23 protein-coding genes and 3 pseudogenes are annotated in these 25508 nt (G+C 64.2%); 14 read left to right on the top strand and 12 right to left on the bottom strand.

Features of this window, described 5'->3' with window-relative positions:
• The first annotated feature begins 14 nt into the window (after positions 1-14).
• Positions 15-2096, top strand: a complete 2082-nt coding sequence (locus tag M653_RS0117910) for a 3-hydroxyacyl-CoA dehydrogenase NAD-binding domain-containing protein (RefSeq protein ID WP_027144582.1) — start codon at positions 15-17, stop codon at positions 2094-2096.
• Between the two features lie 17 nt (positions 2097-2113).
• Here M653_RS0117910 and M653_RS0117905 read toward each other — a convergent pair whose 3' ends face one another.
• The gene (locus tag M653_RS0117905) at positions 2114-2926 is read right to left on the bottom strand and encodes a LuxR C-terminal-related transcriptional regulator (RefSeq protein ID WP_027144581.1); all 813 of its coding nucleotides are present in this window, start codon (positions 2924-2926) and stop codon (positions 2114-2116) included.
• A 119-nt stretch (positions 2927-3045) separates the two neighbouring features.
• Here M653_RS0117905 and M653_RS0117900 point away from each other — a divergent pair, with 119 nt between their 5' ends.
• The 6 genes from M653_RS0117900 to M653_RS0117875 all read left to right on the top strand — a co-directional run bounded on the left by M653_RS0117900 (position 3046) and on the right by M653_RS0117875 (position 8953).
• Positions 3046-4182: an ABC transporter ATP-binding protein gene (locus M653_RS0117900; protein WP_032935471.1), complete on the top strand. Its 1137-nt coding sequence runs from the start codon at positions 3046-3048 to the stop codon at positions 4180-4182.
• Positions 4163-5326 carry a spermidine/putrescine ABC transporter substrate-binding protein gene (locus M653_RS0117895; RefSeq protein WP_027144579.1) on the top strand — a complete coding sequence of 388 codons (1164 nt, stop codon included), beginning with the start codon at positions 4163-4165 and terminating at the stop codon, positions 5324-5326. Before M653_RS0117900 ends, M653_RS0117895 begins: the two co-directional genes overlap by 20 nt.
• Before the next feature lie 66 nt (positions 5327-5392).
• Positions 5393-6256, top strand: coding sequence for an ABC transporter permease (locus M653_RS0117890; RefSeq protein ID WP_027144578.1), 864 nt, complete (start codon positions 5393-5395; stop codon positions 6254-6256).
• A complete protein-coding gene (locus M653_RS0117885) occupies positions 6256-7068 on the top strand; it encodes an ABC transporter permease (protein WP_027144577.1) in 813 nt (270 codons plus the stop codon). Before M653_RS0117890 ends, M653_RS0117885 begins: the two co-directional genes overlap by 1 nt.
• A 10-nt stretch (positions 7069-7078) precedes the next feature.
• Entirely contained in the window at positions 7079-7840 is a 762-nt protein-coding gene (locus M653_RS0117880; protein WP_027144576.1) for a glucose 1-dehydrogenase, read from the top strand.
• Positions 7841-8137: 297 nt separating this feature from the next.
• Positions 8138-8953, top strand: a complete 816-nt coding sequence (locus tag M653_RS0117875; RefSeq protein ID WP_027144575.1) for a hypothetical protein — start codon at positions 8138-8140, stop codon at positions 8951-8953.
• A 148-nt stretch (positions 8954-9101) separates the two neighbouring features.
• Here the strand turns inward: M653_RS0117875 and M653_RS1000000134525 are convergent.
• The 11 genes and pseudogenes from M653_RS1000000134525 to M653_RS1000000137740 all read right to left on the bottom strand — a co-directional run bounded on the left by M653_RS1000000134525 (position 9102) and on the right by M653_RS1000000137740 (position 17180).
• Positions 9102-10603, bottom strand: a pseudogene (locus tag M653_RS1000000134525) (aldehyde dehydrogenase family protein).
• A 26-nt stretch (positions 10604-10629) separates the two neighbouring features.
• The gene (locus tag M653_RS0117865; protein WP_027144574.1) at positions 10630-10974 is read right to left on the bottom strand and encodes a cupin domain-containing protein; all 345 of its coding nucleotides are present in this window, start codon (positions 10972-10974) and stop codon (positions 10630-10632) included.
• Positions 10971-11183: pseudogene (locus M653_RS1000000137760) on the bottom strand (cupin domain-containing protein); the annotation flags it as partial. The pseudogene M653_RS1000000137760 and the gene M653_RS0117865, both read right to left, overlap by 4 nt.
• Positions 11184-11195: 12 nt before the next feature.
• Positions 11196-11339, bottom strand: a complete 144-nt coding sequence (locus M653_RS1000000137755) for a hypothetical protein (protein ID WP_245262203.1) — start codon at positions 11337-11339, stop codon at positions 11196-11198.
• 101 nt (positions 11340-11440) lie between these two features.
• Positions 11441-11791, bottom strand: coding sequence for a cupin domain-containing protein (locus tag M653_RS0117850; protein WP_027144573.1), 351 nt, complete (start codon positions 11789-11791; stop codon positions 11441-11443).
• Positions 11792-12026: 235 nt separating this feature from the next.
• Positions 12027-13301 carry a glycosyltransferase gene (locus tag M653_RS0117845; RefSeq protein WP_027144572.1) on the bottom strand — a complete coding sequence of 425 codons (1275 nt, stop codon included), beginning with the start codon at positions 13299-13301 and terminating at the stop codon, positions 12027-12029.
• Between the two features lie 16 nt (positions 13302-13317).
• Positions 13318-14391, bottom strand: a pseudogene (locus M653_RS1000000134515) (ABC transporter ATP-binding protein).
• The gene (locus tag M653_RS0117835) at positions 14388-15182 is read right to left on the bottom strand and encodes an ABC transporter permease (protein ID WP_027144571.1); all 795 of its coding nucleotides are present in this window, start codon (positions 15180-15182) and stop codon (positions 14388-14390) included. The pseudogene M653_RS1000000134515 and the gene M653_RS0117835 overlap by 4 nt, the downstream one beginning before the upstream one ends.
• Positions 15175-16017 carry an ABC transporter permease gene (locus M653_RS0117830; protein WP_032935468.1) on the bottom strand — a complete coding sequence of 281 codons (843 nt, stop codon included), beginning with the start codon at positions 16015-16017 and terminating at the stop codon, positions 15175-15177. Before M653_RS0117830 ends, M653_RS0117835 begins: the two co-directional genes overlap by 8 nt.
• A 100-nt stretch (positions 16018-16117) precedes the next feature.
• Positions 16118-16792 (bottom strand): spermidine/putrescine ABC transporter substrate-binding protein, encoded by a 675-nt coding sequence (locus M653_RS1000000137745; RefSeq protein ID WP_245262199.1) that lies wholly within the window; start codon positions 16790-16792, stop codon positions 16118-16120.
• Complete coding sequence (locus M653_RS1000000137740) at positions 16695-17180, bottom strand: PotD/PotF family extracellular solute-binding protein (protein WP_245262198.1); 486 nt, start codon at positions 17178-17180, stop codon at positions 16695-16697. Before M653_RS1000000137740 ends, M653_RS1000000137745 begins: the two co-directional genes overlap by 98 nt.
• A gap of 230 nt (positions 17181-17410) precedes the next feature.
• Here M653_RS1000000137740 and M653_RS0117820 point away from each other — a divergent pair, with 230 nt between their 5' ends.
• The 7 genes from M653_RS0117820 to pcaF all read left to right on the top strand — a co-directional run bounded on the left by M653_RS0117820 (position 17411) and on the right by pcaF (position 25486).
• Entirely contained in the window at positions 17411-18349 is a 939-nt protein-coding gene (locus M653_RS0117820) for a GntR family transcriptional regulator (RefSeq protein ID WP_027144569.1), read from the top strand.
• Positions 18350-18359: 10 nt separating this feature from the next.
• Positions 18360-19643, top strand: coding sequence for a glycosyltransferase (locus M653_RS0117815; RefSeq protein ID WP_027144568.1), 1284 nt, complete (start codon positions 18360-18362; stop codon positions 19641-19643).
• Positions 19644-19648: 5 nt separating this feature from the next.
• On the top strand, positions 19649-21019 hold the full coding sequence (locus tag M653_RS0117810; protein ID WP_027144567.1) for a glutamine synthetase family protein: 1371 nt from the start codon (positions 19649-19651) through the stop codon (positions 21017-21019).
• A gap of 2 nt (positions 21020-21021) precedes the next feature.
• Positions 21022-22320: an FAD-binding oxidoreductase gene (locus M653_RS0117805; RefSeq protein ID WP_027144566.1), complete on the top strand. Its 1299-nt coding sequence runs from the start codon at positions 21022-21024 to the stop codon at positions 22318-22320.
• Between the two features lie 310 nt (positions 22321-22630).
• Positions 22631-23488 (top strand): CoA transferase subunit A, encoded by an 858-nt coding sequence (locus M653_RS0117800; protein ID WP_027144565.1) that lies wholly within the window; start codon positions 22631-22633, stop codon positions 23486-23488.
• Complete coding sequence (locus M653_RS0117795; RefSeq protein WP_027144564.1) at positions 23485-24279, top strand: CoA-transferase subunit beta; 795 nt, start codon at positions 23485-23487, stop codon at positions 24277-24279. Before M653_RS0117800 ends, M653_RS0117795 begins: the two co-directional genes overlap by 4 nt.
• A 1-nt stretch (position 24280) precedes the next feature.
• A complete protein-coding gene (gene pcaF, locus M653_RS0117790; RefSeq protein ID WP_027144563.1) occupies positions 24281-25486 on the top strand; it encodes a 3-oxoadipyl-CoA thiolase in 1206 nt (401 codons plus the stop codon).
• The last annotated feature ends 22 nt before the right edge of the window (positions 25487-25508 follow it).

Below are 25508 nucleotides of genomic sequence, written 5' to 3'. Positions count from 1 at the left end.
CTCGGAGGCTCCGCTTGTCCAGTTCTGTCAGTGTCGCGAATGAGGGTGGCGTCGCCATCCTCACCATCGACAATCCGCCAGTCAACGCGTTGAGTTTTCACGTCCGCGAGCCACTAATGCAGGCGCTGATCGCTTTGCAGGAGGAGGCATCGGTCGTGGCGATCGTCATTGCCTGCGCCGGCCGGACCTTCGTTGCCGGCGCCGACATCACCGAATTCGGCAGGCCGGTGCAGCAGCCTGAGCTGCGTGCCATCGTGGCGGCGCTCGAAGCCATCGCCAAGCCGACGGTGGCCGCCATTCACGGCACCGCGTTCGGCGGCGGGCTGGAACTGGTGCTAGGCTGCCATTTCCGTGTTGCCGATCAAGGCGCAAAACTCGGCCTGCCCGAAGTGAAGCTCGGCCTCTTGCCGGGCGGCGGTGGCACGGTGCGGCTGCCGCGTCTTGTTGGTGCCGTGAAGGCCCTGAGGATGATCGTTTCCGGCACACCGATCGGCGCGGACGAGGCGCACGGGGCCGGCCTGGTCGACGCCGTCTTCGCGGGCGATCTGACCACCCACGCCGTGAATTTCGCCCGCGAAATGGCCCGCAAGGGTGGTCCGTTCACGCCGGTGCGTGATCGCGATGAGGGACTTAGGGAAACCGATCTGGCGGCCTTCGATGCCGAGGCGGCGGATTTGGCTGGGAAGGCGCGGGGCCTGGAAGCGCCGATCGCCTGTGCGCAGGCGGTGCGCAACGCCGTTACGCTGCCCTTCGACGAGGCGCTGGCGGCGGAGCGGGCGCTGTTCGTCAAGCTCGTCGCCAGCGACCAGTCGCGCGCGCAGCGGCATCTGTTCTTCGCAGAACGCGAGGCGGCCAAGCTTCCCGGCAATGTCGTCAAGCGCAGGATCGCCCGCGTCGGCGTTATCGGCGCCGGCACGATGGGCGGTGGCATCGCCATGGCTTTCGCCAATGGCGGCTTTCCCGTCACCTTGCTGGAAACCAGCCAGGAAGCGTTGCAGCGGGGGCTGGCGACGATCGAGAAGAATTACGCCGTCTCGGTCGCGCGCCGCTCCTTGAGCGAAGACGCCAAGCGGCAGCGGCTCGGTCAGTTCAAAGGCTCGATCGACCATGCCGATCTCGCGGATTGCGACCTGATCGTCGAGGCGGCGTTCGAGGACATGGCGGTCAAGAAAGAAATCTTCGGCAAGCTTGATGCAGTGGCGAAACCTGGCGCTATACTTGCCACCAACACCTCCTATCTCGACATCGACGAGATCGCCGCCTCGACCTCGCGGCCGCAGGATGTGCTCGGCCTGCATTTCTTCTCGCCGGCCAACGTCATGAAGCTGCTGGAGATCGTGCGGGCGCAAAAGACCGCGCCGGATGCGCTGGCGACCGTGGTCGACCTGGCGAGGCGGATCGGCAAGGTGGCTGTCGTCGTCGGCGTCTGCCACGGCTTCGTCGGCAACCGCATGCTGGCGGCGCGTGGATCGGAATTGGAAGCGCTGCTGCTGGAGGGCGCGGCTCCCAGCCGGATCGACAAGGCATTCATCGATTTCGGCTGGCCGATGGGGCCGTTCCAGATGGGCGACCTGGCCGGCCTCGACATCGGCTGGCGCAACCGAAAGGCGCGCGGCCTGACGGCCGTCATCGCCGATACACTGTGCGAACAGGGCCGTTTCGGTCAGAAGACCGGCCGTGGCTTCTATCTCTACGAGAACGGATCGCGCACGCCGGTACCCGATCCCGAAGTGGAGGCGCTGATCCGCGACAAGGCCGCCGAGAAGGGCATCGCGCCGCGCACGATAGGCGCCGACGAGATCATCGAACGCACGCTCTATCCCCTGGTCAACGAGGGGGCGAAGATACTGGAGGAAGGGATTGCTGCCCGCGCCTCCGACATCGACGTCGTCTGGGTCAATGGCTACGGCTTTCCCGTCGGCAAGGGCGGTCCGATGTTCTGGGCCGGCCTGGAAGGCGGGGCCAGGATCGTCGAGCGGCTCGAATATTGGCACGAGCGGACCGGCAAGGATGTTTTCAAGCCAGCGCCTTTGCTGAAGCGGATGGCAGAGACCGGCTCCTGGGAAGCCGGGTCAACAGCCGGGATCCGAGGGTAGTCAGCGGCCTGCGGGAATCATCGGATCCGCGCGTCGATGATCTCGACGAAGCGGGCGAAAAGGCCGGCCTGCGACTTGATCTTGAGCTTGCGGTAGATGTTGCGGCGATGGACCTTCACGGTTCCCGGCACGATGCGCATGGCCCTGGCGATCGACTCGGTGGAGTGTCCCTGCAGCACCAGATCGACGACGTGTTTTTCGCGCGGCGTCAGCGACAGGCTTTTCCAGATATGGGCGCGGTCGAACTCGTTGACCGCGGCGATTGTCTCGTCCTGTTTCGCCTCTGCCGGTTGGTCGGCGGGAAGCGTTGGCCAGCGCAATCTGATGAAGCTGATCACCGCCGGCGCCATATCGCGCAGCAGCCTGGCATCGGCGGTGCCGAACGGGCCGGAAGCGCTGAGCCGCATCAGCGACAGCACCAGCGCGTCCTTGCCCGGCAGCGGCACGAAGAAGCCGACTTCCTCGGCCAGCCTGGTCTGGCTGTAGTAGGAGCGGAAATATTCGCTGGCGTAGAAACGATCAGGCGCGAGTTCCCGCATGCGCCAGAACCCTTCCTTGCGCTCTACCGCCGCGTGATGGAACGGGTCGAGCAGGTAGGGCCCTTCCTGATAGAGCGCGACGAAGACGTGGCTTTCGGCCGGTGTGAACGTCTCGAACAGCAGCGACGGGCGCGCGGCGCCGCGATAGCCGAAGATCACGCAGTGGTCGAAGCCGACATGCTGCCGCAGCCAGTCGACCATCGCTTGGCCGAAAAGGTCGCCGCTCGTCTCCCGCGTCGCCGCGACAAGGGTGGCGAGCCGGCTGTATTCATCGCTGCGGGATCCGCTCAATCCATACCCCCTCAAATGAGAAAATAGATCAGATATACCACCTGCGAGGTATATACTAGCTGCCATTGGCTCTGGTAGCGTCTTGAAATCGCATCGTCCTGTCGCTGGAGCCCGCAGCCTTGACCGCAGTGCCCGACATCGAATTTCGCGGCGTCACCAAGCGCTATGGCGCGGTGACCGCGGTCAGCGGCATCGATCTTGCCGTGCCACCGTCCGCCTTCGTTGCCCTGCTTGGACCGTCCGGCTGCGGCAAGACGACTTGCCTGCGCATGATCGGTGGCTTCGAGCAGCCGAGCGAAGGCCAGGTGTTCATCCGCGGCCAGGACATGGCCGGCACGCCGCCCTACCGGCGGCCGGTCAATATGGTGTTCCAGCAATATGCGCTGTTCCCGCATCTCGACGTGGAAGCCAACGTTTCCTATGGCCTGCGCCAGGCAAGACCACGGCTGTCGTCGCGCGAGATCGGCCGGCGGGCCGGCGAAGCGCTCGAAATGGTGCGGCTCGCCGGCNATGGCGGCCGCAAGATCCACGAATTGTCCGGCGGCCAGCAGCAGCGTGTCGCGCTGGCGCGCGCGCTGGTCAACAAGCCGGCGGTGTTGTTGCTCGATGAGCCGCTGGCGGCGCTCGACAAGAAGCTGCGCACCGACATGCAGATCGAGCTGCAGAACCTGCAGCGCGAGATCGGCATCACCTTCGTGCTGGTCACCCACGACCAGGAAGAAGCGCTGTCGATGAGCGATTTCGTCTGCGTCATGAATGGCGGGCGCATCGTCCAGCTCGGCCAGCCAAGCGAGATCTATGACGAGCCGGCCGATCTGTTCGTGGCCGATTTCGTAGGCAAGACCAATCTGCTTCCCGGCAAGGTTGCCGGGCATGCGGGTGATCTTGTCAGCGTGGCGCTGGCGGACGGCACCGTCATTGCGGCCCGCAAGCGCACTGCCCTGCAGCAAGGCGAGACCGTCTCGGTCAGCCTGCGTCCTGAATCACTCAGCCTTGGCGGGCCGACAAGCGGTCCGCTCAAGGGCGTCGTCCGCAACCGGATTTTCCTGGGCTCGACGGCGGAATACGCGATCGAGGTCCAGGGCATCGGCACTTTGCTCGCCAAGACTGATCACCTGATCGGCCAAGGCAATCTCTTCAAGCCGGGCGAACCCGTCGCCATCGGCTATGCCACCGGAACGCCGCTGGCGTTTCCGGAAACCAAGAACAACGGGACCAACCAGAGGGTAAACAAACATGTCGAAATCATATCGTGACGGACTGCCGATAAGCCCCGAGAATTTCGTCGACCAACTGATGCGCCTGAAGCGTGGCTCAATCGGCCGCCGCGACTTCCTCGGCCTCACCGGCCTCGGCATCGCGACGGCGGTGATGGCGCGCGAGATCGGCATCATGCCGACGCCGGCTTTCGCCGCCGAAAGCCTTGGCGACCGTATGTCGATTGCCACCTGGCCGAACTACCATGACCCGCAGACCTTCGAGAACTTCAAGAAGGACACCGGCGTCGCCGTTGAGGTCAACGTGTTCGGCTCCAACGAGGAGATGCTGGCCAAGCTGCAGGCCGGGGCCTCGGGCTGGAGCCTGTTCGTGCCGACCAACTATACGATCTCGACCTACAAGAAGCTCGGCATCATCGAGGCGCTGGAGATGGCGAAGCTGCCGAATTTCGACGGCACCCAGGAAGATCCGCGCTTCACCTCCGAGGGTACCATCGATGGCACTATTTACGCCGTGCCGAAGAACTGGGGCACGACGGGTTTTGCGGTGAACACCAAGAAGCTCACCAAGCCGATGACGAGCTGGAAGGAATTCTGGGATACCGCCATGGCCGAGGGCGACAGCCGCACCATGGTGCATGACTACCAGCTCACGACTATCGGCAATGCGCTGAAATATTACGGCTATTCGTTCAATTCGCTGAAACAGGACGAGCTCGCCAAGGCGGAGGAGTTGCTGCTGAAGGTCAAGCCGCACCTGTTCGCCGTCTCGTCCGACTACCAGCCGGGCATGCGCGCGGGCGACGCCTGGATGACGATGTGCTGGACCAATGACGGCGCGCAGCTGCATCGCGACATTCCCGAGATCGCCTATGTGCTTGGCAAGGAAGGCGGCGAGATCTGGACCGATTTCTATGCCATCCCGAAGGATGCGCCGAACAAGCCCGCCGGCTATGCGTTGCTCAACTATCTGATGAACCCGCAGGTCGCGGTAAAGGAGCACCTGGCCAATGGCGCGCCTTCGACCGATGCGCGGGTCAACAAGCTGCTGCCCAAGGAGGTGCTCGACAATCCGATCCTCTATCCGGCGGCGGACCTGTTGACGCCGCTCGAATTCGGCGCGGCGGCGACGCTGACCGATCCGGGCCGCGCCGAACTGATGGCGCGCTTCAAATCGGCTTGAGACTGGCCTGGACAAAGACAATCGACCGGCGGGCCCATGTCCGCCGGTACCGGGGCGGTTTTTCAAATGCACGGCAACAGATTTCGGCATAATTTCCTGACTGCCTTGCTGCTCGCGCCGGCGACAGCATGGCTGGTGGTGTTCCTGGTGCTGCCGTTCATCGCCATCGCCGTGTTCAGCGTCGGTGAGCGGGCGCCCGAGGGCGGCTATCAGGCGGCTTTCACGCTGGCGCAATACGCCAATCTTCCGGCGCGGGCGACCGCGTTCTGGAACACGATGGTGCTGGCGCCGGTGGGCGCGCTTGCCTGCCTGCTCGTTGCCTATCCGGTCGCCTATTACCTCGCCTTGCAGGCGCCGCAGCGCTGGCGGCTGATCCTGCTCGCGCTGGTCGTCATTCCATTCTGGACCAGCCTTTTGATGCGGACCTATGCCTGGATGTACATTCTGGGTGGACGCGGCATACCGGCGCTGCTCGCCTTTGCAGGCATCGAGGATGTCAGGCTGATCAACACGCCGGGCGCCGTCCTGCTCGGCATCGTCTACGGCTATCTGCCGCTGATGATCCTGCCGATCTATGTCAGCCTCGAGCGGCTCGACCGGAGGCTGCTGGAAGCCTCCGCCGATCTCGGCGCGACGCCATTATCGACCTTTCTGGGCGTGACCCTGAAACTGTCACTGCCGGGCGTGATGACCGGCTTCTCGCTGGTCATGATCCTGCTGCTTGGCGAATATTTGATCCCGACGCTGCTTGGCGGCGGCAAGGTGTTCTTCATCGGCAATGCGCTGGTCGATCTGTTCCTGCAGTCGCGCAACTGGCCATTCGGGTCGGCCATCGCGATCACGTTGGTGCTGGTTTCGGTGGTGGTGCTGATTGCCGCCAACCGCATCTCGACCCGGGTCTCGGGCGCCCGCAGGGTGGACCTGATCTGATGCGCGCCTTCGTCATTGCCGTCTTTGCCTTCCTCTATTTGCCGATCGTGCTGGTTGTGCTGTTCTCCTTCAATGCCGGCCACCATGCCAGCGAGTTCACCGGCTTCTCCGTGCAATGGTACGGCAAGGCGCTGTCCAATCCGTTCCTGGTCGAAGCGCTGAAGAACAGCCTGTTCATTGCCACCACCAGCGCCCTTCTGGCGGCGGTGTTCGGCACCGCGGCAGCCCTCGGCCTGGCGCGTGTCGGCATCAGAACCCGCGCCGTCTTCGACGGGCTGCTCGGCGCGGCGATCGTCGTTCCCGGCGTCGTCATCGGCATCTCGACGCTGGTCGCGCTTGTCCAGCTGTTCGCGGTCGTCAATCCGTTCCTCGCCTCAGTCTGGCCCGGTGACCAGCCGCCGCGCCTGTCGCTCGGCTACGGCTCGATCATCGCCGCGCATGGCCTGTTCTCGATGGCGCTGGTGACGATGATCGTCGGCACGCGGCTGGGCAGCCTCGACCGCAATCTGGTCGAAGCGTCGAGCGACCTCTACGCCACGCCGCTGACGACGTTCCGCTCGATCGTCCTGCCGCAGATCATGCCGGCGGCGATCGCCGGTTTCCTGCTCGCCTTCACCTTCTCCTTCGACGATTTCATCGTCGCCTTCTTCGTCGCCGGCGCGCAGACGACGCTGCCGATCTATGTCTTCGCCTCCATCCGGCGCGGCGTGACGCCGGAGATCAACGCCATCGCGACCATCGTGCTCGTCGCTTCCGTCCTGCTCGTGGTGCTTGCCCAATGGCAGCTGCGCCAGCGCAAGCCATCAAACTGAAAGCCGCTCCATGATCCTCAAAGACCGCATTGCCGTGGTGACCGGCGCCGGCTCCGGCATCGGACGTGCCGGCGCCATGATCATGGGCAAGGAAGGCGCTATGGTCGTCATCGCCGACAGGGATGCGGCCAACGGCGAGGCAACGGCGTCAGACATTCGGGCATTNGGCGGCCGGGCCGAGGCCATCGCCACCGATGTCGGCGAGGACGCGGCTGTTGAGCAACTCATAACCGGCACGCTGGAAAAGCATGGGCGCATCGACATCCTGCACAATCATGCCGGCATCCAGGTCGGCGGCACGCTGACCGAGGTCGAGACCGACGGCATGGATGCCTCCTGGCGGGTCAATGTGCGGGCGCAATTCCTGGCGGCCCGGATCGTCATGCCGTCGATGATCGCGCAAGGGGGCGGCGTCATCCTCAACACGGCTTCGAATTCGGGCGTCTTCTACGACCGCGAGATGATCGCCTATGCGACGTCCAAACATGCCGTGGTGGCGATGACCAGGCAGATGTCGCTCGACTATGCCCGGCACAATGTGCGCGTCAACGCGCTCTGCCCGGGCTGGGTCGACACGCCCTTCAACGAACCGTTCATCGCCCAGATGGGCGGACGCGCGGCGATCGAAACCTATGTCCGCACCAAAATCCCGATGGGGCGCTGGGCCGTGGCCGAAGAGATCGCCGAAGCGATCCTGTTTCTCGTGTCGGACCGATCGTCCTTCATGACCGGCCAGGCGCTGGTGATCGACGGCGGTGAAAGCATCGGCTGAGACCTCTGCTTTTATCTATCTTTTATCTATCGACCTACCTATTTCAGCCCCCTTTTTCCTGCGGTTTCGCGTGGCGCCGGACGGCACAAGACCAAGGTCTGGCTGGCATGGGACTTCAGTGCCATTGCAAGTCAAATGCAGCGAATGCCGTTGCTTTTCAGTGGCTTACGTTTCCGGCGTAGCGCCCGCTCTCGGATTGCGACCGCATTTGTTTAAAGTTTACCGGGTACAATTAGCGATTTCTCATACGCAGATGGTTCAGCGGTGGGCGAGAACGCGATTCCCGAGGAGATTACCATGACAAACCGGAAAACTCTGTTCGCGGCGCTGGCCGCATTGGCGCTTCTGGCGTCTCCGGCGCTCGCCGGCAATGGGCATGGCAACGGCGGCGGCAATGCTGGAGGCAATGGCGGCGGCAACGGCAATTCCGGGGGCAACGGCAATAGCGGCACCCACGGGAATAGTGGCGGCAACAGCGGCGCTTCGCACGGCAAGTCGTCGTCGGCACCGGGACGGGCAGCCAAGACGGAAACGGACATCACGGCCAGCACCACGGTCGATACAGAAGTCTCGTCGAAGCAGAAGAACATCCACGCCAAACTCGGCCGGCTGAACTCGCTGCAGCGCAACATCAACGCCTATATGAACTCCAAGAGCAAGAAGTTCGGTGCCATTCAGGCATTCGTGACGCAATCGGCGAAAGCCAAGAATGCGCAGGCCGCGGCTGCGGCGGCCGCCACCACGGCTGCCGCTGCCCAGGCCCAGCTGGATGCGCTGAACTCGCAGCTGAGCGCACTGACGTCGCTGTCGCAGGCCGAGATCGACGCCATGACACCCGAACAGCAGGCGGCCCTGCCTGGGCAGATATCGGCCTTGCAGGCCGATGTCACAGCTCAGCAGGCTGTGGTTGCCGCCGATAATGCGGCTGCCGACGAAGCCGCGGCCGCGGCAACCGCGGCAGCGGTCGGCACCGATGACGCATCGCTCGACGCGGCGCTGACGGACATGGCCAACAAGCCTGTCGACGCCGAGGTCACGGCCTGGGCCCAAGGCGTCCTTGCCGGCAAGATCGACCAGACGGCGGCCAAGCTTCAAGCGGGAACGACGCCGTAGCGGATCGTCACTGAAACGGCGGTAGCCAGTCAAAGAAGATGCCGCTGGGCTTCGCCCGGCGGCATTGTTTTTCCTGCTCGCGCGCCCTGGTCGAACCAATCGAGGCACAAGGGCACAACAGGCGCGTGCTATTGCCGCGCGCCATTCTTCATACGTGTTTGCGGCCGCCGGTCTCGCGGAACCAGCTGTCGGGATAGGGATACCACCAGTCCTGGATGGCCGGCCTGTGGTCGATGATGACCATCTTGGAACGGCGGAAGGCATCGAGGCCCTGACGTCCGAGTTCGCGGCCGAGGCCGGAAGCCTTCCAGCCGCCGAAGGGCAGGGCGTCATTGTCGATCAAGGGGTTGTTGACCCAAACCATGCCGGCCTCGAGCCGTTCGGCCGCCTCATGCGCTTCGGCGAGATCCGTGGTGAACACCGAAGCGCCAAACCCGAGTCATTGGCGAGCCGGATAGCCTCGTCGAAATCCTTCACCCGGCAGATCGCGGCGACCGGGCCGAAACACTCTTCGCGCACGATCGCCATATCCGGCGTGACGCCGGTCAGGATGGTCGGTTCGTAGAACCAGCCGGTATTGTGCGCCGGTGGAATGCGGCCGCCGGTGACGGCCTTGGCCCCGTGGGCAATGGCATCGTCGACCAGCCGCATGACCTTCGCCCGGGCCGCCTCGCTGACCAGCGGGCCGATCTCGGTCTTGTCCATGCCGTTGCCGATGCGTAGCGCGCGCGTCTTTTCGGCAAACAATTCGAGGAAGCGGTCATGCACGGCGTCGACCACGAAGAAACGCTCCGCCGAGGTGCAGACCTGGCCGGTGAGATGGAAGGCAGCGGTGACACTGCCGGCGGCTGCCACCTCAAGCGGGGCGTGTCGGCTGATGATCAGCGGATCGCTGCCGCCGGCCTCGATGACGCAGGGCTTCATGCGTTCGGCGCAGGCCACCGCAACCGCCTTGCCGGCGGCGACCGAGCCGGTGAATGCAACCGCGTGCGTACGGTCAGACGCTATCAACGCCTGCGCGGTGGCCGCTCCGCCGGGCAGGCAGGAGACCAGGCCTTCCGGCAGCGCGCGGAAGACGGTCATGTACTTCAGCGTCGACAGCGTCGTCGCTTCCGCGGGCTTGATGATGCAGGCATTGCCGGCGGCGAGCGAGGCGGCGACGGTCCAGCACATCAGCAGGATGGGAAAATTGTAGGGCATGATGTGGACGGAGACGCCATAGGGCTCATAGCGCGCATACTGGAACGAACCGGCCTGCGTCGTGCCGGCAATCTTGCCGGCATCGTCGCGCGCCATCTCGGCATAGTAGCGGAAAATCGGCGCGCAATTGGCGATCTCGCCAATGGCTTCGGGATAGGGCTTGCCTATCTCGCGCACCATCAGTTCGGCGCAGCGCGTGAAATCCGCCGCCTCGATGGCGTTGGCGACGGCGTGCAGATGCTTTGCCCGGCTCTTGGCGTCGAGCTTTTTCCAGGCAAGCTGCGCCCTGGTCGCGGCGGTGAGCACGGCGTCGATCTCGCCGTCGCTGGCCGAAGCGACGGCGCCGACGGTTTCCAGCGTCGCCGGATCAACCACCGGTTTGGTCGCACCGGTCATCGGCCGGTAGTCCGGATTGATGAAGAAAGTCGGCCGGTCGGGTGAAAAATGCATGGTCGCTCCCCTGTGGTCAAGAAGGCTCAGCGGATCATGTAGACCTTCTTGATGGTCTCATGGACCGTGCAGACGCCTATCCAGTCCTGCGGGAAGAAGGCTGCCGTGTCCGGCTCGATCTCGATGACCTCGCCGGACTCATGCACATAGGTGCAGCGGCCTTCAAGGAAGTGGCAGAACTCGTCGCGGGTAACGTGGCAGTGCCACTTGCCTGGCGTGCAGACCCAGAGGCCGCATTCGGAACGGCCTTCCGGCCCCTTGTGGAGCAGCTTGCCCGACGTGTGGGATTGCCCCTCGATCATTGTCGGGATGATGCCCCAGTCGACGAGGTCCGTGACGGCAAGCGGCGATTGCATGATCGGCGTGGTCATATCGAATTCCCTGGTAAAGTGCTCACCGGCACATCAAAGGCCTTGGTCAGCGTTTGCGTGATGATGGAGATGCCGGTCCAGCCGGCGGGAAAGAAGACGAGCGTGCCGGCTCCAACCGGGATGTCTTCGCCATCGTCCCTGACATAGCTGCCGTGTCCCGAAAGGAAATGGCAGAACTCGTCGGCGGCAAAGCTGACCTTGCGGGTGCCCGGCGTGCAAGACTACAGGCCGCACTCGCTCGATCCGTCCGGATTTTTCGAGAGGATCTTGCCTGAGGCCCGCGGCGCGCCGGCGAGCGTATTGGCGCCCGCGCCCCAATCCTCCAGCTCCACGGTCGAGGCCTCAGGCCAATGCGGGGTCGACATATCTTGCTCCTATGCGGCTGAATATTGCTTGAGCATGATCTCCGGACAAACGAGAACCGTTTGTCCGGAGAAAACCGGTTTCCACTTTTCGGATCATGCTCTCAGGCCAGCATGTAGACGTTGCGCATGGTCTCATGCACGGTGCATTCGCCCGTCCAGCCGGCGGGGAACATGACCACGGTTCCCCTGGAGATTTCCATCACCTCGCCGACATCCGACCGGTAAGTCGCGCGGCCGGCGACGAAGTGGCACAGTTCGTCGCGCGGGACCGAGAGCCGCCAGCGGCCTGGCGTGCAGACCCAGATGCCGGATTCCGGCTGATTGTTGGGCCCTTTGTGCACGAGCTTGCCGGTGGAGTGGGAGACGCCCGATAGGGCGTCGGGCTGGACGCCCCAGTCGACGAGGTCGGTGCGCGTCGAGGCCTGGTGGAGGTGCGGGGCGGAGGAGGTCATGAGCGGGCTCCATAGTTATGACGCCCAACTTCGATTCGTTGACGCTCTACGAGGCCCCCCTCTGTCCTGCCGGACATCTCCCCCTCAAGGAGGGAGATTGGCAGCTTAGAGGCCGGTTCTCCCTTGGCGATCTTGGTGATTGGCGAAAGTCGGGACGCTATCCGATCTCCCCCCTTGAGGGGGAGATGTCCGGCAGGACAGAGGGGGGCGCCTGGGCTCGGCATTGCAATTCCAATCACAGCAGCGCCTCCAGCAAACTCGCCGCCTTCTCGGGCCCGTTGTGTGCCTGCATCTGTGCCGATGTCTTCGCGAGCTTCGCCTTTATCTTCGGATCGGTCAGGCAGGCTTCGATCTTCGCGATCAACTCTGCATCGGTCCAATCATAGCGCGGCATGCCGAAGCCGTGGCCGGTTTCCTCGACGCGGGTGGCGTTGTCGTGGCCGTCCCAGACATAGGGCATGATGATCGCGGGCTTGCCGAAATAGAGGCACTCGGTGAACGAGTTGTTGCCGCCATGGTGGATGACGGAATCGACCTGCGGGATGACCGAAGGCTGCGGGAACCAGCTGTCGACGATGACGTTGCCGGGTACGTCGGTGTACTGATCCTTGTAGCCGCCGACATTGACCAGGGCGCGATAGCGGGTCTTGCCCAGTGTCGCGATGATACGCTTCAAAAGATCGACATCCCCGGCCCCCAGACTGCCGAAGGAGACGTAGAGCAGCGGGCCGTCACTGTTCTTAGCGAAGGTCGGGACGGTGTAGGGCTTTTCCTGCCGCACGCAGCCTTCGAGGTACTGGAATTTCGCCGGATCGAGCGGATGGCGGCGCTTGAACTTTGCCGCCTCGGGATAGAGCAGCAGGTTCAGATAGGGCGAAGCCTCGAAGAACTGGCCGATCGGATAGGGCGCCTCGTTGTTGGCGGTGAGGAACGTGTTGAAGTCATCATGGATCGGCTTGATCACCGCATTGAAATGGTCGCGGTAGCGTTGGTGCCCGGCGTGGTCGTTCTCGCCGCAACCGGAAAGATGCGGCGGGATGCCTTCGTCCTCGATCTCGTTTTCCGAGCAGGAGATGACGCGCACCCAGGGCTTGCCGTACTGCTTGATCGCCGGGAACAGGATGACGTTGTCGACGCAGATCACGTCGGGCTTGATGGCGGTGAGCACGCGCGGCAGGTCCTTCTGGGCCCACTTGGCGCTGTTGACGATCGCCGTCCAGCAATCCTTGACGTAATTGTCGACCTGGTCGTAGGGCGATTTGCGGAAGTTCGGGATGTGGCCGTTGATGAAGTCCTCCCAGAACTTGGCCATCTGCTCGGGCGGCATCGGTTCGGAAAGGTTCACCGGATGCGCCTCGAAGCCATAGCCCTTGTAGACATCAACGAAGCCCGGGTCGGACAGGAACACCGCTTTGTGTCCGCGCACTTCCACGGCTTGCGCGATGCCGACGGAATTGAGCGCCGGGCCGTAGGCGGCTTCGGGGAAAAACGCGATCGTCTTCTGCGCCATCAGGCTACTCCTCCAATCATTCCGCGAAAATCCTGACATCGGCGGCGTCCCAGCCGAGTTCGACCTGGTCGCCCGATGCGACCGGCCGCCGGTCGGCGGCGTCGGCGGTGACACGCACCAGGAACGGTTTTTGGGACAGCGGCGTTCGGACATGCAGCTGCAGGTCGAGTCCCTGATAGGCCAGCGCCTAGACCATTCCGGTGGTGCGGTTGGCGGTTTGCGCCTCCGGGAACAGCCGCACGCGTTCGGGCCGCACTGACGCCACGGCAGCCGCTCCGGGCGAAAGCGTGGCGGGAACATTGCCTGCGATGCGCGCGCCGTTCACGGCCACGACGCCATCGGTTGACGCCTTGCCCGGAACAAAGTTCATCACCCCGATGAAGTCGGCGACAAAACGGTCGGCCGGCTGTTCGTAGACTGCGTGCGGCGTGTCGCATTGCAAGAGCTTGCCATCCCTGAGCACCGCCATGCGGTCGGCCATGACAAGCGATTCCTCCTGGTCATGAGTGACGATGACGAAGGTGATGCCGACCTCGTGCTGCAGGCGTTTCAGCTCCAGCTGCATGGCGCCGCGCAGCTTCTTGTCGAGCGCGCCGAGCGGCTCGTCGAGCAGCAGCAGGCGCGGGCGCTTGACCAGCGCCCGGGCGAGCGCCACGCGCTGCTTCTGGCCTCCAGACAATTGCTCCGGCTTGCGATCGGCGAAGGGGACGAGCTCGGTTGTCGTCAGGATGGCATCGACGCGGGAGCGGATTTCCGTAGCCGGCAAACGCTCCATCTCCAGCCCATAGGAGACATTGGCCCGCACGCTCATATGCGGGAATAGCGCGTAGGACTGGAACATCAAATTGACCGGCCGCCTGTTGGGCGGCGTCCTGGCGATGTCCTTGCCGTCGAGCAGGATGCGCCCGTCGCTAGGCGTCTCGAAACCGGCCAGCATGCGCAAGAGCGTGGTCTTGCCGCAGCCCGAGGGGCCGAGCAGCGCGAAGAACTCGTTCTCCCTGATATCCAGCGAGATGCCGTCGACGGCGGTGACCCGGCCGAAATTCTTCGACACATGATCGATGGCCAGCAGCGTGCGCGGTTCGCTCATTGGCCGATCATTCCCCGGTTGAGCCGCTGCGACAGGGTCAGCGCGGTGACGGAGACCGCCATGACGATGGTGGCCAGGGCGTTGATCTCCGGCGTGATGCCGAAGCGGATCATGGCGTAGATCTGCATCGGCAGCGTGGTCGAGGCGCGGCCGGCGCCCGCGGTGAAGAAGGCGATGATGAACTCGTCGACCGAGAGCGTGAAGGCAAGCAGCGCGCCGGCAATCACCGCCGGCAGGATGACCGGCAGTGTCACCCGCCGGAAGGTGGTGATGGCCGAGGCACCGAGGTCGGTGGAAGCCTCGACGATCGACCAGTCGAAGCTTTTCAACCGGGCACGCACCACCGAACAGACGAAGGCGAGATTGAACACGACATGGGCGAGGATGATGGTGTGCAGGCCCATGGTGAGGTTGAGCATCGAAAAGAACGACAGCAGCGCGATCGCCAGCACGATGTCGGGAATAATCATCGGCGCGAAGATCAGCGCCTCAAGCCCTTTGCCATATTGCCGGCGCATCTCGATGCCGATCGCCAGCAAGGTGCCGAGCAAGGTCGCGATGGCTGTGGAGACCAGTGCCACGATCAGCGTGTTGAGCGCTGCCGAGAGGATGGCGGAATTGCCGGCCAGCGAGACGTACCATTTCAAGGAAAAGCCGGACCATGCCGTCGGCAACCCGCCTTCGTTGAAGGACAGCGTCACCAGCACGGCGATCGGGATGTAGAGGAAGGCGAAGACGAGGGCGAGCACGAACCAGAGCGTGCGCCGCGTGGCAGGGGAGCGCTCAACCATTGGCGTCGCTCCTGACTTCGGCGGCATGGCCTGAGGCACGGTTGGCGGCGAACGCCTGCGCCATCAGTACCACCAGCATGATGGCGATCAGCGCCATCGCCAAGGCCGCGCCGAACGGCCAGTCATTGGCGGTCAGGAACTGGTCATAGACAAGGTTGCCGATCATCTGGAAACGGCCGCCGCCGAGCAGCGCCGGGGTGACGAAATTGCCGATCGACAACACGAAGACGAAGACGGCGCCGGCGGCGATGCCGGGCACGGTCAGCGGCAGGATGATACGGCGAAACGTCGTCATGGCGGACGCGCCGAGATCGCGCGAGGCTTCGGCCAGTTCCGGGTTGAGCCGCGACAGCGGCGCGTAGCAGGCGAGGATGACGAAGGGCAGATAGTTGTAGACCAGCCCGGCGATGACGGCGCCTTCGGTATAAAGCATCGAGGGCGGCTCACCGGTGTAGCCGAACCAGCGCAGGAGCTGGGTGACAAGCCCTTCGCGATTGAGCAGCACGATCCAGGCGTAGGTGCGGATCAGGTAGTTGGACCAGAACGGCAGCACGGCGAAGAACAGGAACACCGGCTGCCAGCGGCGTGGGGCCGCCGCGATGGCATAGGCAGCGGCATAGCCGATTACTACCGCGACCAGCGTGGCGGTGCCGGCTATGCGTGCCGAGTTGAGGAAGATACCGGCGTAGAGCGGGTCGAAGACCAGCCCGAAATTCTCCAACGTGAAGGTGTACTCGATGCCGCCATAGATGCCGCGCCGGAAGAAGGCGAGCGCCAGCACCAGCGCGCACGGCACCACCATCAGCGCGGTCAGCCAGACCAGCGCCGGGGCCATCAGCAAGGAGGAGCGAAGTCGGGGCTGTGACAATCTTTAAGGCACCGTTCAGGGCCGGCGACGGAAGCGCCGTCGGCCGTGATCTCTGGTTTGGGGTCGCTTACTGCGCAGCCTTGATCTCGCTGACGATCTTGGAATAGTCGCGCTGGGCTTCGCCGACATCACGCAGCTGTTCGAATTTGACGAGGTCGGCCACCGGCATCGCCATGTTGGGGAATTTTGCCAGGAAGTCGGCCGGCAGGCTTTCCATGGCCGGCTTGTTCGGCACCTTGTAGTCGATGTTCTGGGCCGCCCAGGCGTGGTTCTTGGCGTCGAGCATGAAGTTGATGAACTGGAAGGCGGCGTCCTTATGCTCGGAGGCCTTCATCACCATCATCGTGTCGACCCAGAGATCCGAACCTTCCTTCGGGATGACGTATTTGATCTCGGGCTTGTCGGCGATACCGTAATTGCACCAGCCGTCCCAGGCCTGCACCATCAGCGCTTCGCCCGAGACCAGCTTCGAATAGAATGTGGTGTCGTCATAGGCGAGCAAGGTTTTCTTGGCCGAGATCAAGAGGTCCTTGACCTCGGCCATCTTGGCCGGGTCGGTCTCGTTGACGGAGAAACCCTTGTCTAGCTGGCCGGCGGCGAGCAGCCAGCGGTCGGTCGCCAGCATGGTGGTCTTGCCCTTGAGCTCAGCGGACGGCGCCAGCAGGTCGCTCCAGCTCGTAGGGGCCGTCTTGACCAGGTCGGAGCGGTAGCAGAGGCCGGTCGTGCCCCAGGTATAAGGCACGGAGAAAGTGGCCGACATCGTGCGGCAGCTTGGTCGCTTCGGGGTAGAGGTTGGCGAGGTTGGGGATCCTGGCGTGGTCCATCGGCTCGGTCAGACCGAGCTTGTTCAGCACCTCGGCGAAGGGCGAGGAGACGAAGACCACGTCGTAGCCCTTGCCGCCGGCGGCAATCAGCTTGCCCATGATCTCTTCATTGGTGGCGTGCACCACGACTTCGCCGGAGACGCCCGTCGCCATTTTGAAAGACGCCATGGCGTCGGGCGCCATGTATCCGTCCCAGTTGGAAATGACGAGGTCGGCGGCCATCGCCTGCGCGGACAGCGCCATGGCAAACCCCAGGGCGATCGAAGGCATTCTCAGCGCACGGCGCCGCAGGCTGGTTGCAGTCATGGCGGACTCCCATTCCGGTTGCTTCGTCGAATTCATGCCGGACCCGCGACATGCGCCGCTGCATCGGTCCTGTTCCCTCGGTCTTTTTATCGCCGACTGCCTGGACAGTACTATTGCAGAAAAAAGTACGTCAATCCATAATTTGCCAACAGGCCGAGGAATCTGGCCGATTGCGCTGGAAAGGCCGATCGGTCAAACCAGTGCTGTCACGTCCGTTCACGAGCCCAGTCATGCAAACCGCAGCCCGACGACCTCGCACCAACCATCTCGATCTGGCCCAGCGTATCCTGGATGTGGCGCGGCAGCGCGGCTTCGCGCCCGGCGCGCGCCTGCCCGAGCAGCAGATCGCCTCGCTCTGCAATGTCTCACGCACCCCGGTGCGGGCGGCGCTCAGCCTGCTCACGGAACAGGGTGTCGTGCGCTGGGAAGCCGACACCGGTTATGTCCTGGCGATCGACCTCGCCGCGCAGCCGGCGATGTCAGCCGAATTGCCCGCCGCCGAGGAAGACGAGCTTGCCGAAGCCATCCTGCGTGACCGGTCGGCGCGGCGCCTGGACCAGACAGTGACCGTCGCCGGGCTGATGCGGCGCTACAGTGCCGAGCGGAAGACGGTATTAAAATCTCTGAACAGACTGACGGAAGAAAACTTTCTCGACCGTGCGCCGGGGCAATCCTGGCTGTTCCGCCGCGCGCCGGACGATCCGGAGGTGCAAGGCGAAAGCTACGAGTTCCGGCTTTTGCTGGAGCCGGCGGCGATCCTGATTCCGGGCTTCAGGCTGGACGGCGCGCGCGCCGCGATGTTGCGCCAGGCCATGGAGGCGCTTTCGGCGCTGCCCGACGCCGCCTTCGACACACGCGAATTCCAGCGGCTCGACATCGATTTCCACGGCATGATCGCCGAGGGCTGCGCCAACCGCTTCGTCGCCGACGCGCTGGCCGATCACCTCAGGCTGCGCCGGCTGCCGGGCATCTATGCCGGCGTCAACGTCTTCCGGCTGAAGCAATCGCTGCGCGAGCACCTGAACATACTCGACCATCTCGAAAGCCGGCAGTATGAGGTAGCTGCCGATCTGCTTCGCATCCACCTGCGGCTCTCCCGCAGCCAGCGACCGCAAGCTGCCAGCCGCGGCGCCCCCGCACTGTTCGGCATGATCAGCCGGCCGGATTGAAGAGGATTAATTGACGCGTAAAGCGAGCCCGACCATCGCGCTGTTTCCCGAAGCCAGTTTCGGGGCGGCGTTGAACTGCGTCGGCATCGCGCAGGCGCTACGCGCGAAGGGCGCGCGGCCGGTGTTCATCTGCCATGCCGGGTTTTCCGGCGTCTTTGCCGACTATGGTTTCCAGGAATACCAGCTGCCGACCGAGGAGCCGCTGAGCGACAGCGAGCGCCAGAGCTACTGGCAGGCCTTCGTGCGCCGGCACCTGCCGCATTTCAGGCTGAGCCCGATCGACCAGCTCGAAACCTATGTCGCGCCGACCTGGCAGGCGATCGTCGACACGGCGGTCAATGCCGAGGCGCCGCTGCGCCAATTGCTGGCGCGGCTGAAGCCCGACGCCGTGGTGCTCGACAACGTCATCATGTTCCCGGCGATAGCCGCAGCCGGCTGCCCGTGGGTGCGCGTCGTTTCCTGCGCCGAGACGGAGCTGCCGGACGCCGAAGTGCCGCCCTATCTGTCCGGGCTTGCCGCCGATGACCCGCAACGCGGGGCCTTCGAGGCCCGCTATCTCCAGGCTTCGGCTCCGGCGCATGACCGCTTCAACCGTTTTCGCGCGGATTGCGGCGTGGCGCCGCTGCCCAAGGGCCTTTTTCTGGAAACCTCGCCCGATCTCAATCTGCTCCTGACGCCTTCGATCGTGCGCCGCGAACGCGCCGAGCCGCTCGACCCCGAGCGCTTCGTCTATCTCGAAGGCTGCGTGCGTTCGGAAGGGCCCTTCGAGGTGCCGGTTTTCCCGCGCAATGGCGGGCCGCTGGTCTATGTCAGCTTCGGCAGTCTCGGCGCCATGGATGTCGGCCTGATCGAGCGCATGCTTGCCGTCTTCGACCGGCTGCCGGCGCGCTTCATCGTCAATGTCGGCGGCCTGCGCGACGCCTATCGGGCGGTGCCCGACAATGTCTATCTCGACGCCTGGTTTCCGCAGCCCTCGGTGGTGGCGAAGTCGGACCTGTTCATCCACCACGGCGGCAACAACAGCTTTTGCGAGGCGCTGCGTTTCGGCGTGCCGTCGCTGATCATGCCCTATTGCTGGGACGGACACGATAATGCGCAACGCGCCGGTGAGACCGGCGTCGGCGACCATATCGGCCGTGACGGCTGGACCGAAGGAGGATTGGAGAGAGCCATTCTCGGCCTGCTGGCCGATGACGCCATGCGCGCGCGCCTCAGGAACAATGCAGCCGAGATGGCGCTGAAACCCGGAACGGACGTGGCCGCGCAAGCCATACTCTCCCTGATACGGACATGAACGAAATGCTCGATAAGAACACGAATACCGCAATCAACGACCCCAAGGTCTGGCTCACGCAGCACGGCATCAACGAGGTCGAGTGCCTGGTGCCGGACATGAATGGCGTGCTGCGCGGCAAGGCGCTGCCGACGGCCAAATTCCTCAAGGCGCTGGAAGACCGCGCGCTCTATTTGCCGAGCAGCGCCTTCCTGGTCAGCATCGATGGCCGCTATTCCGGCTCTATCGACGAGGGTTTTGCCTATTCGGACCCCGACATGCGCATGGTGCCCGATGTCTCGACGCTGTGCCTGGCGCCGGGCGCTGGCGCTGGCAAGGCCTATGTCTTTGCCGACGCCTTCCACATGGACGGCAGGCCATGGATGGCCTCGCCACGCCATGTGCTGCGCGCCGTGCTCGATCTCTACCGCAAGCGCGGCTGGCGCGCGGTGGTGGCGCCGGAGCTCGAATTCTACCTCACCGCGCGCAATCCCGATCCGGACAGACCGCTGACCGCCCCGCTCGGCGCCAATGGCCGGGCCGAGGGCGTGCAGCATCCCTATGACATGGCGGCGCTCGAGGAGTTCGAGCCGGTGATCCGGCGTATCTATGACTATTCAGCGGCGGCCGGCCTGCCGCTCGACACGCTGATCCATGAATCGGGCACGGCGCAGCTCGAGATCAACCTGCTGCATGGCGACGCGCTGCCGCTGGCCGACCAGGTGCTTTTGTTCAAGCGGTTTACGCGCCAGGCCGCGCAGCAATGCGGCATGCATGCGACCTTCATGGCCAAGCCGATCGCGGCCCAGGCCGGCAGTTCGATGCACCTGCACATGTCCGTCGTCGACGAGGCCGGCAACGCGCTTTTCGCCAGCGCTGACGATGCCGACACCGGGATGTTCGGCCACTTCATCGGCGGTCTGCAGAAATACATTCCCGAAATCATGCCACTGTTCGCGCCCAACGTGAACTCGTTCCGCCGCATCCGGCCCAACCACAGCGCGCCGGCCAACATCGAGTGGTCGCATGACAACCGGTCCTGCGGGCTGCGCGTGCCGGCGGGAGGGCGCGCCGCAAGGCGGGTGGAGAACCGGTTGCCGGGCGCTGATTGCAATCCCTATCTGGCGATCGCCGGCTCGCTGCTTGCCGGCTATCTCGGCGTCGAGCAGAAGCTGGCGCGCTCGGCCGAAGCCTCGGGCAACGCCTACAAGATCAGGAGCACGCTGCCGAAGACCATGGAGGAAGCGCTCGACCGCTTCACCGCCTGCGACCCGGTGCGGGAATTGCTCGGCGAGGACTTCTTCCAGACCTATCTGCGCGTCAAGAGTGTCGAGCTCGACCTGTTCCAGAGCGTGGTGACGAGCTGGGAGCGCGACCACCTCTTGCTGAAGGTGTGACCGTGGCATCTTCAACGGGTTTCAATTCCGGTCTCGATATCGGCAAATCCTACTACGTCGCCACCGCCAATCCGGCACCGGACCATCCGGCGCTCGCCGGCGATGTCGATGCGGACCTGGTCGTCGTCGGTGGCGGCTGCACCGGGCTGTCGGCCGCCCTTCACGCCGCCGAGCGCGGCCTGAAGGTGGTGCTGCTCGAAGGCGGCAGGATCGGTTGGGGTGCGTCGGGGCGCAATGGCGGCCAGATGATCCCCGGCCTGCGCAAGGGCGCCAAGGGTCTGGTCAAGCTCTATGGGCCTGAGCGGGCCAAGGTGCTGTTCGACCTTGCCTTCGAGGCGCGCGGACTGGTGCTCGACATCATCGAGCGCAACGCCATCGATTGCGATCTCAGGCTGACCGGCCATCTGGTCGGCGCGGTCAATGGCTCCGACCTCAGGGATCTGGAAGAGGAGGCCAAGTGCCTCGAGAGCGTGATGAAATTCCGCGATGTCGAGATACTCTCGGCGGCGGAGGCGCGGGCCAAGGTCGACACGCCTTATCATGGCGCCATGTACGAGCCGCTCGGCGGCCACATGCATCCCTTGAACTACACGCTCGGGCTTGCCCGCGCGGCCGTCGCGGCCGGCGTCACCATCCACGAGAATTCAGTGGCCGTGAAGCTGGAGCGGGAGCCGTCGATCCGGGTTTCGACGGCAAAGGGATCGGTCCGTGCCAGACATGTCGTGCTGGCGGGCGATGCGCTGCTCAATGGGCTGGAGCCGCGCGTCAACAGCCGCATCATGCCGGTCGGCAACTACATCGTCGCCACCGAGCCGCTGGAGGGCGCTCGCAACGTCATCCCCGCCAATGTCGCGGTGTCCGACACACGCTTCGTCGTCAACTATTACCGCATGTCGGCGGATGGACGCCTGCTGTTCGGCGGCGGCGAGCGCTATACGCCGTCACCGCCGGCCGACATTGCCGGCTTCGTGCGACCGCACATGGAAAGCACCTTCCCGCAGTTGAAGGGATGCCGCATCGACCACGCCTGGGGCGGACTGGTGTCGGTGACAACGTCGCGGCTGCCGCATGTCGGGCACTATGGCGAGGTCTATTTCGCGCATGGCTATTCCGGCAAAGGCGTCATCCTGTCTACGCTGTCGGGCAAGCTGCTCGCCGAAGCGATCACCGGCGATGCGTCGCGGCTCGACCTGTTCTCGACGCTGACACCAATGCCGTTCCCAGGTGGGACGGCCTTGCGCGGGCCGCTCTATGTGCTGGGAATGCTGTGGTACGCGATGCGGGATAGGCTCAAGCATTGAGGGGCGCTTATTTAGAAGCTGGCGGGCCGGCGCCCCCCTCTGTCCTGCCGGACATCTCCCCCTCAAGGGGGGGGAGATTGGCAGTTTTGACTTCAGCGCCTCTTCTTCGGCGGTGAAAATTGGCGAGGCGATCGCGACATCCGATCTCCCCCCTTGAGGGGAAGATGCCCGGCAGGGCAGAGGGGGGCACTGTCCCGCCGACTTCGGGAAGTTCAGGCCCCTTAGACCACAAAGAAATCCTGCTAGAAAATATCACATACGGTACCTTTGTTCGCAATGCGAACTTTGTTGCATCTTGAGGATCGCCGCGATGGTCAAGTTCCTGCCGCTCAAACAGTCCGTGGCCGAGAACCTCAGCAATGGCGACACGGTCGCCTTCGAAGGCTTCACCCATCTGATCCCGACAGCCGCCGCGCATGAGGCGATCCGCCAGGGCTTTCGCGACCTGACCCTGATCCGCATGACGCCCGACCTGATCTACGACCAGATGATCGGCATGGGCATGGCCAAGAAGATCGTCTTCTCCTATATCGGCAATCCCGGCGTCGGCCTGCTGCGGCGCGCCCGCGATGCGATCGAGAACGATTTTCCCCGGTCGATCGCGATCGAGGAACACAGCCACGCCGGCATGGCCAACGCCTATGAAGCGGGCGCGGCCGGACTGCCCTGTGCCGTGTTTCGCGGCTATCGCGGTGCGGGGCTGGCCGACGTCAATCCCAACATCAGGTCGGTCACCTGTCCGTTCACCGGCGAGGTGCTGGCGGCGGTGCCTTCGATCCGGCCCGACGTCACCTTCATCCATGCGCAGAAGGCCGACAGAAAAGGCAATGTGCTGGTCGAGGGCATCATCGGCATCCAGAAGGAAGCCGTGCTGGCGGCCAAACGCGCCGTGGTCACGGTGGAAGAAGTCGTCGACAATTTCGACGACCTGCACCCCAATTTGACCGTGCTGCCGCGCTGGATCATTTCGGCGATCTCGGTCGTGCCCGGCGGCTCGCATCCGTCCTATGCGCACGGCTACTACGTCAGGGACAATACCGCCTATCTCGAATGGGACGAGATTGCCGCCGACCGCGAAAAGTTCCAGGCGTGGATGCAGGCGAACGTCATCGAAAGAACCGCCGACGATTTCGCGGCCCGCGTCGAACATCTGAGGAAATCGGCATGAGCGAGGTTGCCTTTACCCCCAACGAGATGATGACGATCGCCGCCAGCCGGGCGTTGAAGAACGACGATGTCTGTTTCGTCGGCATCGGCGCGCCGTCGGCCGCCTGCAACGTCGCGCGGCTGACGCATGCGCCTGATATAACGCTGATCTATGAGAGCGGCACGATCGGCACCGCGCCCGACGTGTTGCCGCTTTCGATCGGCGACGGCGAATTGTGCGAAACCGCCGTCACCACCGTCGCGGTGCCGGAGATGTTCCGCTACTGGCTGCAGGGCGGCCGCATTTCCATAGGTTTCCTCGGTGCCGCTCAGCTCGACAAATTCGGCAACATCAACACCACCGTCATCGGCGACTATTTCCATCCCAAGACGCGTCTGCCCGGCGGCGGCGGCGCACCGGAGATCGCGACATCGTCGAAGGAGATCTACATAACCATGGCGCAGACCAAGCGCGGCATGGTCGAAAAGATCGACTTCTTCACCTCCTTCGGCCATGGCGAGGGTGGCGACCACCGCAAGCGGCTCGGCATCGGAACAGCTGGCCCGACATTGCTCATCACCGATCTCGCCATCTGGAAGCCGGATCCGGTGACCAAGGAATTCACGGTCGTTTCGCTGCATCCCGGTGTCACCCGCAAGCAGGTGCAGGAGAGCTGTGGCTGGGTGGTTAAGTTCGCCGAGGCGCTTGACGAAACACCGGCGCCAAGCGAACTCGAACTCAAGACATTGCGCGACCTGCAGGCCCGCACCAAGGCGGCGCATGAAGGAACCGGAAAAGGGAAGGCTGCCTGACATGGCCGAGGCCTATATCTGCGACTACATTCGCACGCCGATCGGCCGCTTCGGCGGTTCGCTATCTTCGGTGCGTGCCGATGACCTCGCCGCAATCCCGCTGAAGGCTTTGCTTGAGCGCAATCCCGGCATCGACTGGCAGGCGGTCAATGACGTCGTCTATGGCTGCGCCAACCAGGCCGGCGAGGACAACCGCAACGTCGCGCGCATGGCGCTACTGCTGGCCGGCCTGCCCAAGGAAGTCCCCGGCTCGACCGTCAATCGGCTGTGCGGCTCGGGCATGGATGCGCTGACCATCGCCGCGCGTGCCATCAAGGCCGGCGAAGCGGAGCTGATGATCGCGGGCGGGGTGGAATCGATGAGCCGTGCGCCTTTCGTCATGCCCAAGGCCGACACCGCGTTTTCGCGCAATGCCGAGATTTACGACACCACCATCGGCTGGCGCTTCGTCAATCCGCTGATGAAGAAGCAGTATGGCGTGGATTCCATGCCGGAAACGGGCGAGAACGTGGCGGAAGACTTCGCTGTTTCCCGCGCGGACCAGGATGCCTTTGCCGTGCGCAGCCAGGACAAGGCGGTCGCGGCCCAAGCCAACGGCCGGCTGGCGAAGGAAATCACCCCGGTGGCGATCCCGCAGCGCAAGGGCGATCCGGTCGTGGCCTCGAAGGATGAACATCCCCGCGCCGGCACCACGGTCGAGACGCTGGGCAAACTGCCGACGCCGTTCCGGCAAGGCGGCACGGTGACGGCGGGCAATGCCTCCGGCGTCAATGACGGCGCGGCGGCACTGATCGTTGCCTCGGAAGCAGCTGTCAGGAAATACGGGCTGACGCCGATCGCCCGTATCCTTGGTGGGGCCGCCGCCGGGGTCGCGCCGCGCATCATGGGCATCGGCCCGGCGCCGGCGACGCAGAAGCTGTGCGCGCGGCTTGGCCTGACGCCAAAACAGTTCGATGTCATCGAACTCAACGAAGCCTTCGCCTCACAAGGCATCGCCGTGCTGCGCGAGCTCGGCATTGCCGAGGATGCGCCGCACGTCAATCCGAATGGCGGCGCCATCGCACTTGGCCATCCCCTGGGCATGTCGGGCGCCCGCATCTCGGGGACGGCCGCACTTGAGCTGCGCGAACGCGGTGGCCGCTATGCGCTGGCCACCATGTGCATCGGCGTCGGCCAAGGCATTGCCGTCGCGCTCGAACGGGCCTGATCGTCGGTTCTCGGCTCGACAA

Source organism: Mesorhizobium sp. WSM3626, from assembly GCF_000513935.1.
Classification (GTDB): Bacteria; Pseudomonadota; Alphaproteobacteria; order Rhizobiales; family Rhizobiaceae; genus Mesorhizobium; species Mesorhizobium salmacidum.
The sequence above is the reverse complement of the archived record's forward strand: the minus strand, read 5'-3'. Positions and strand labels throughout refer to the sequence as shown.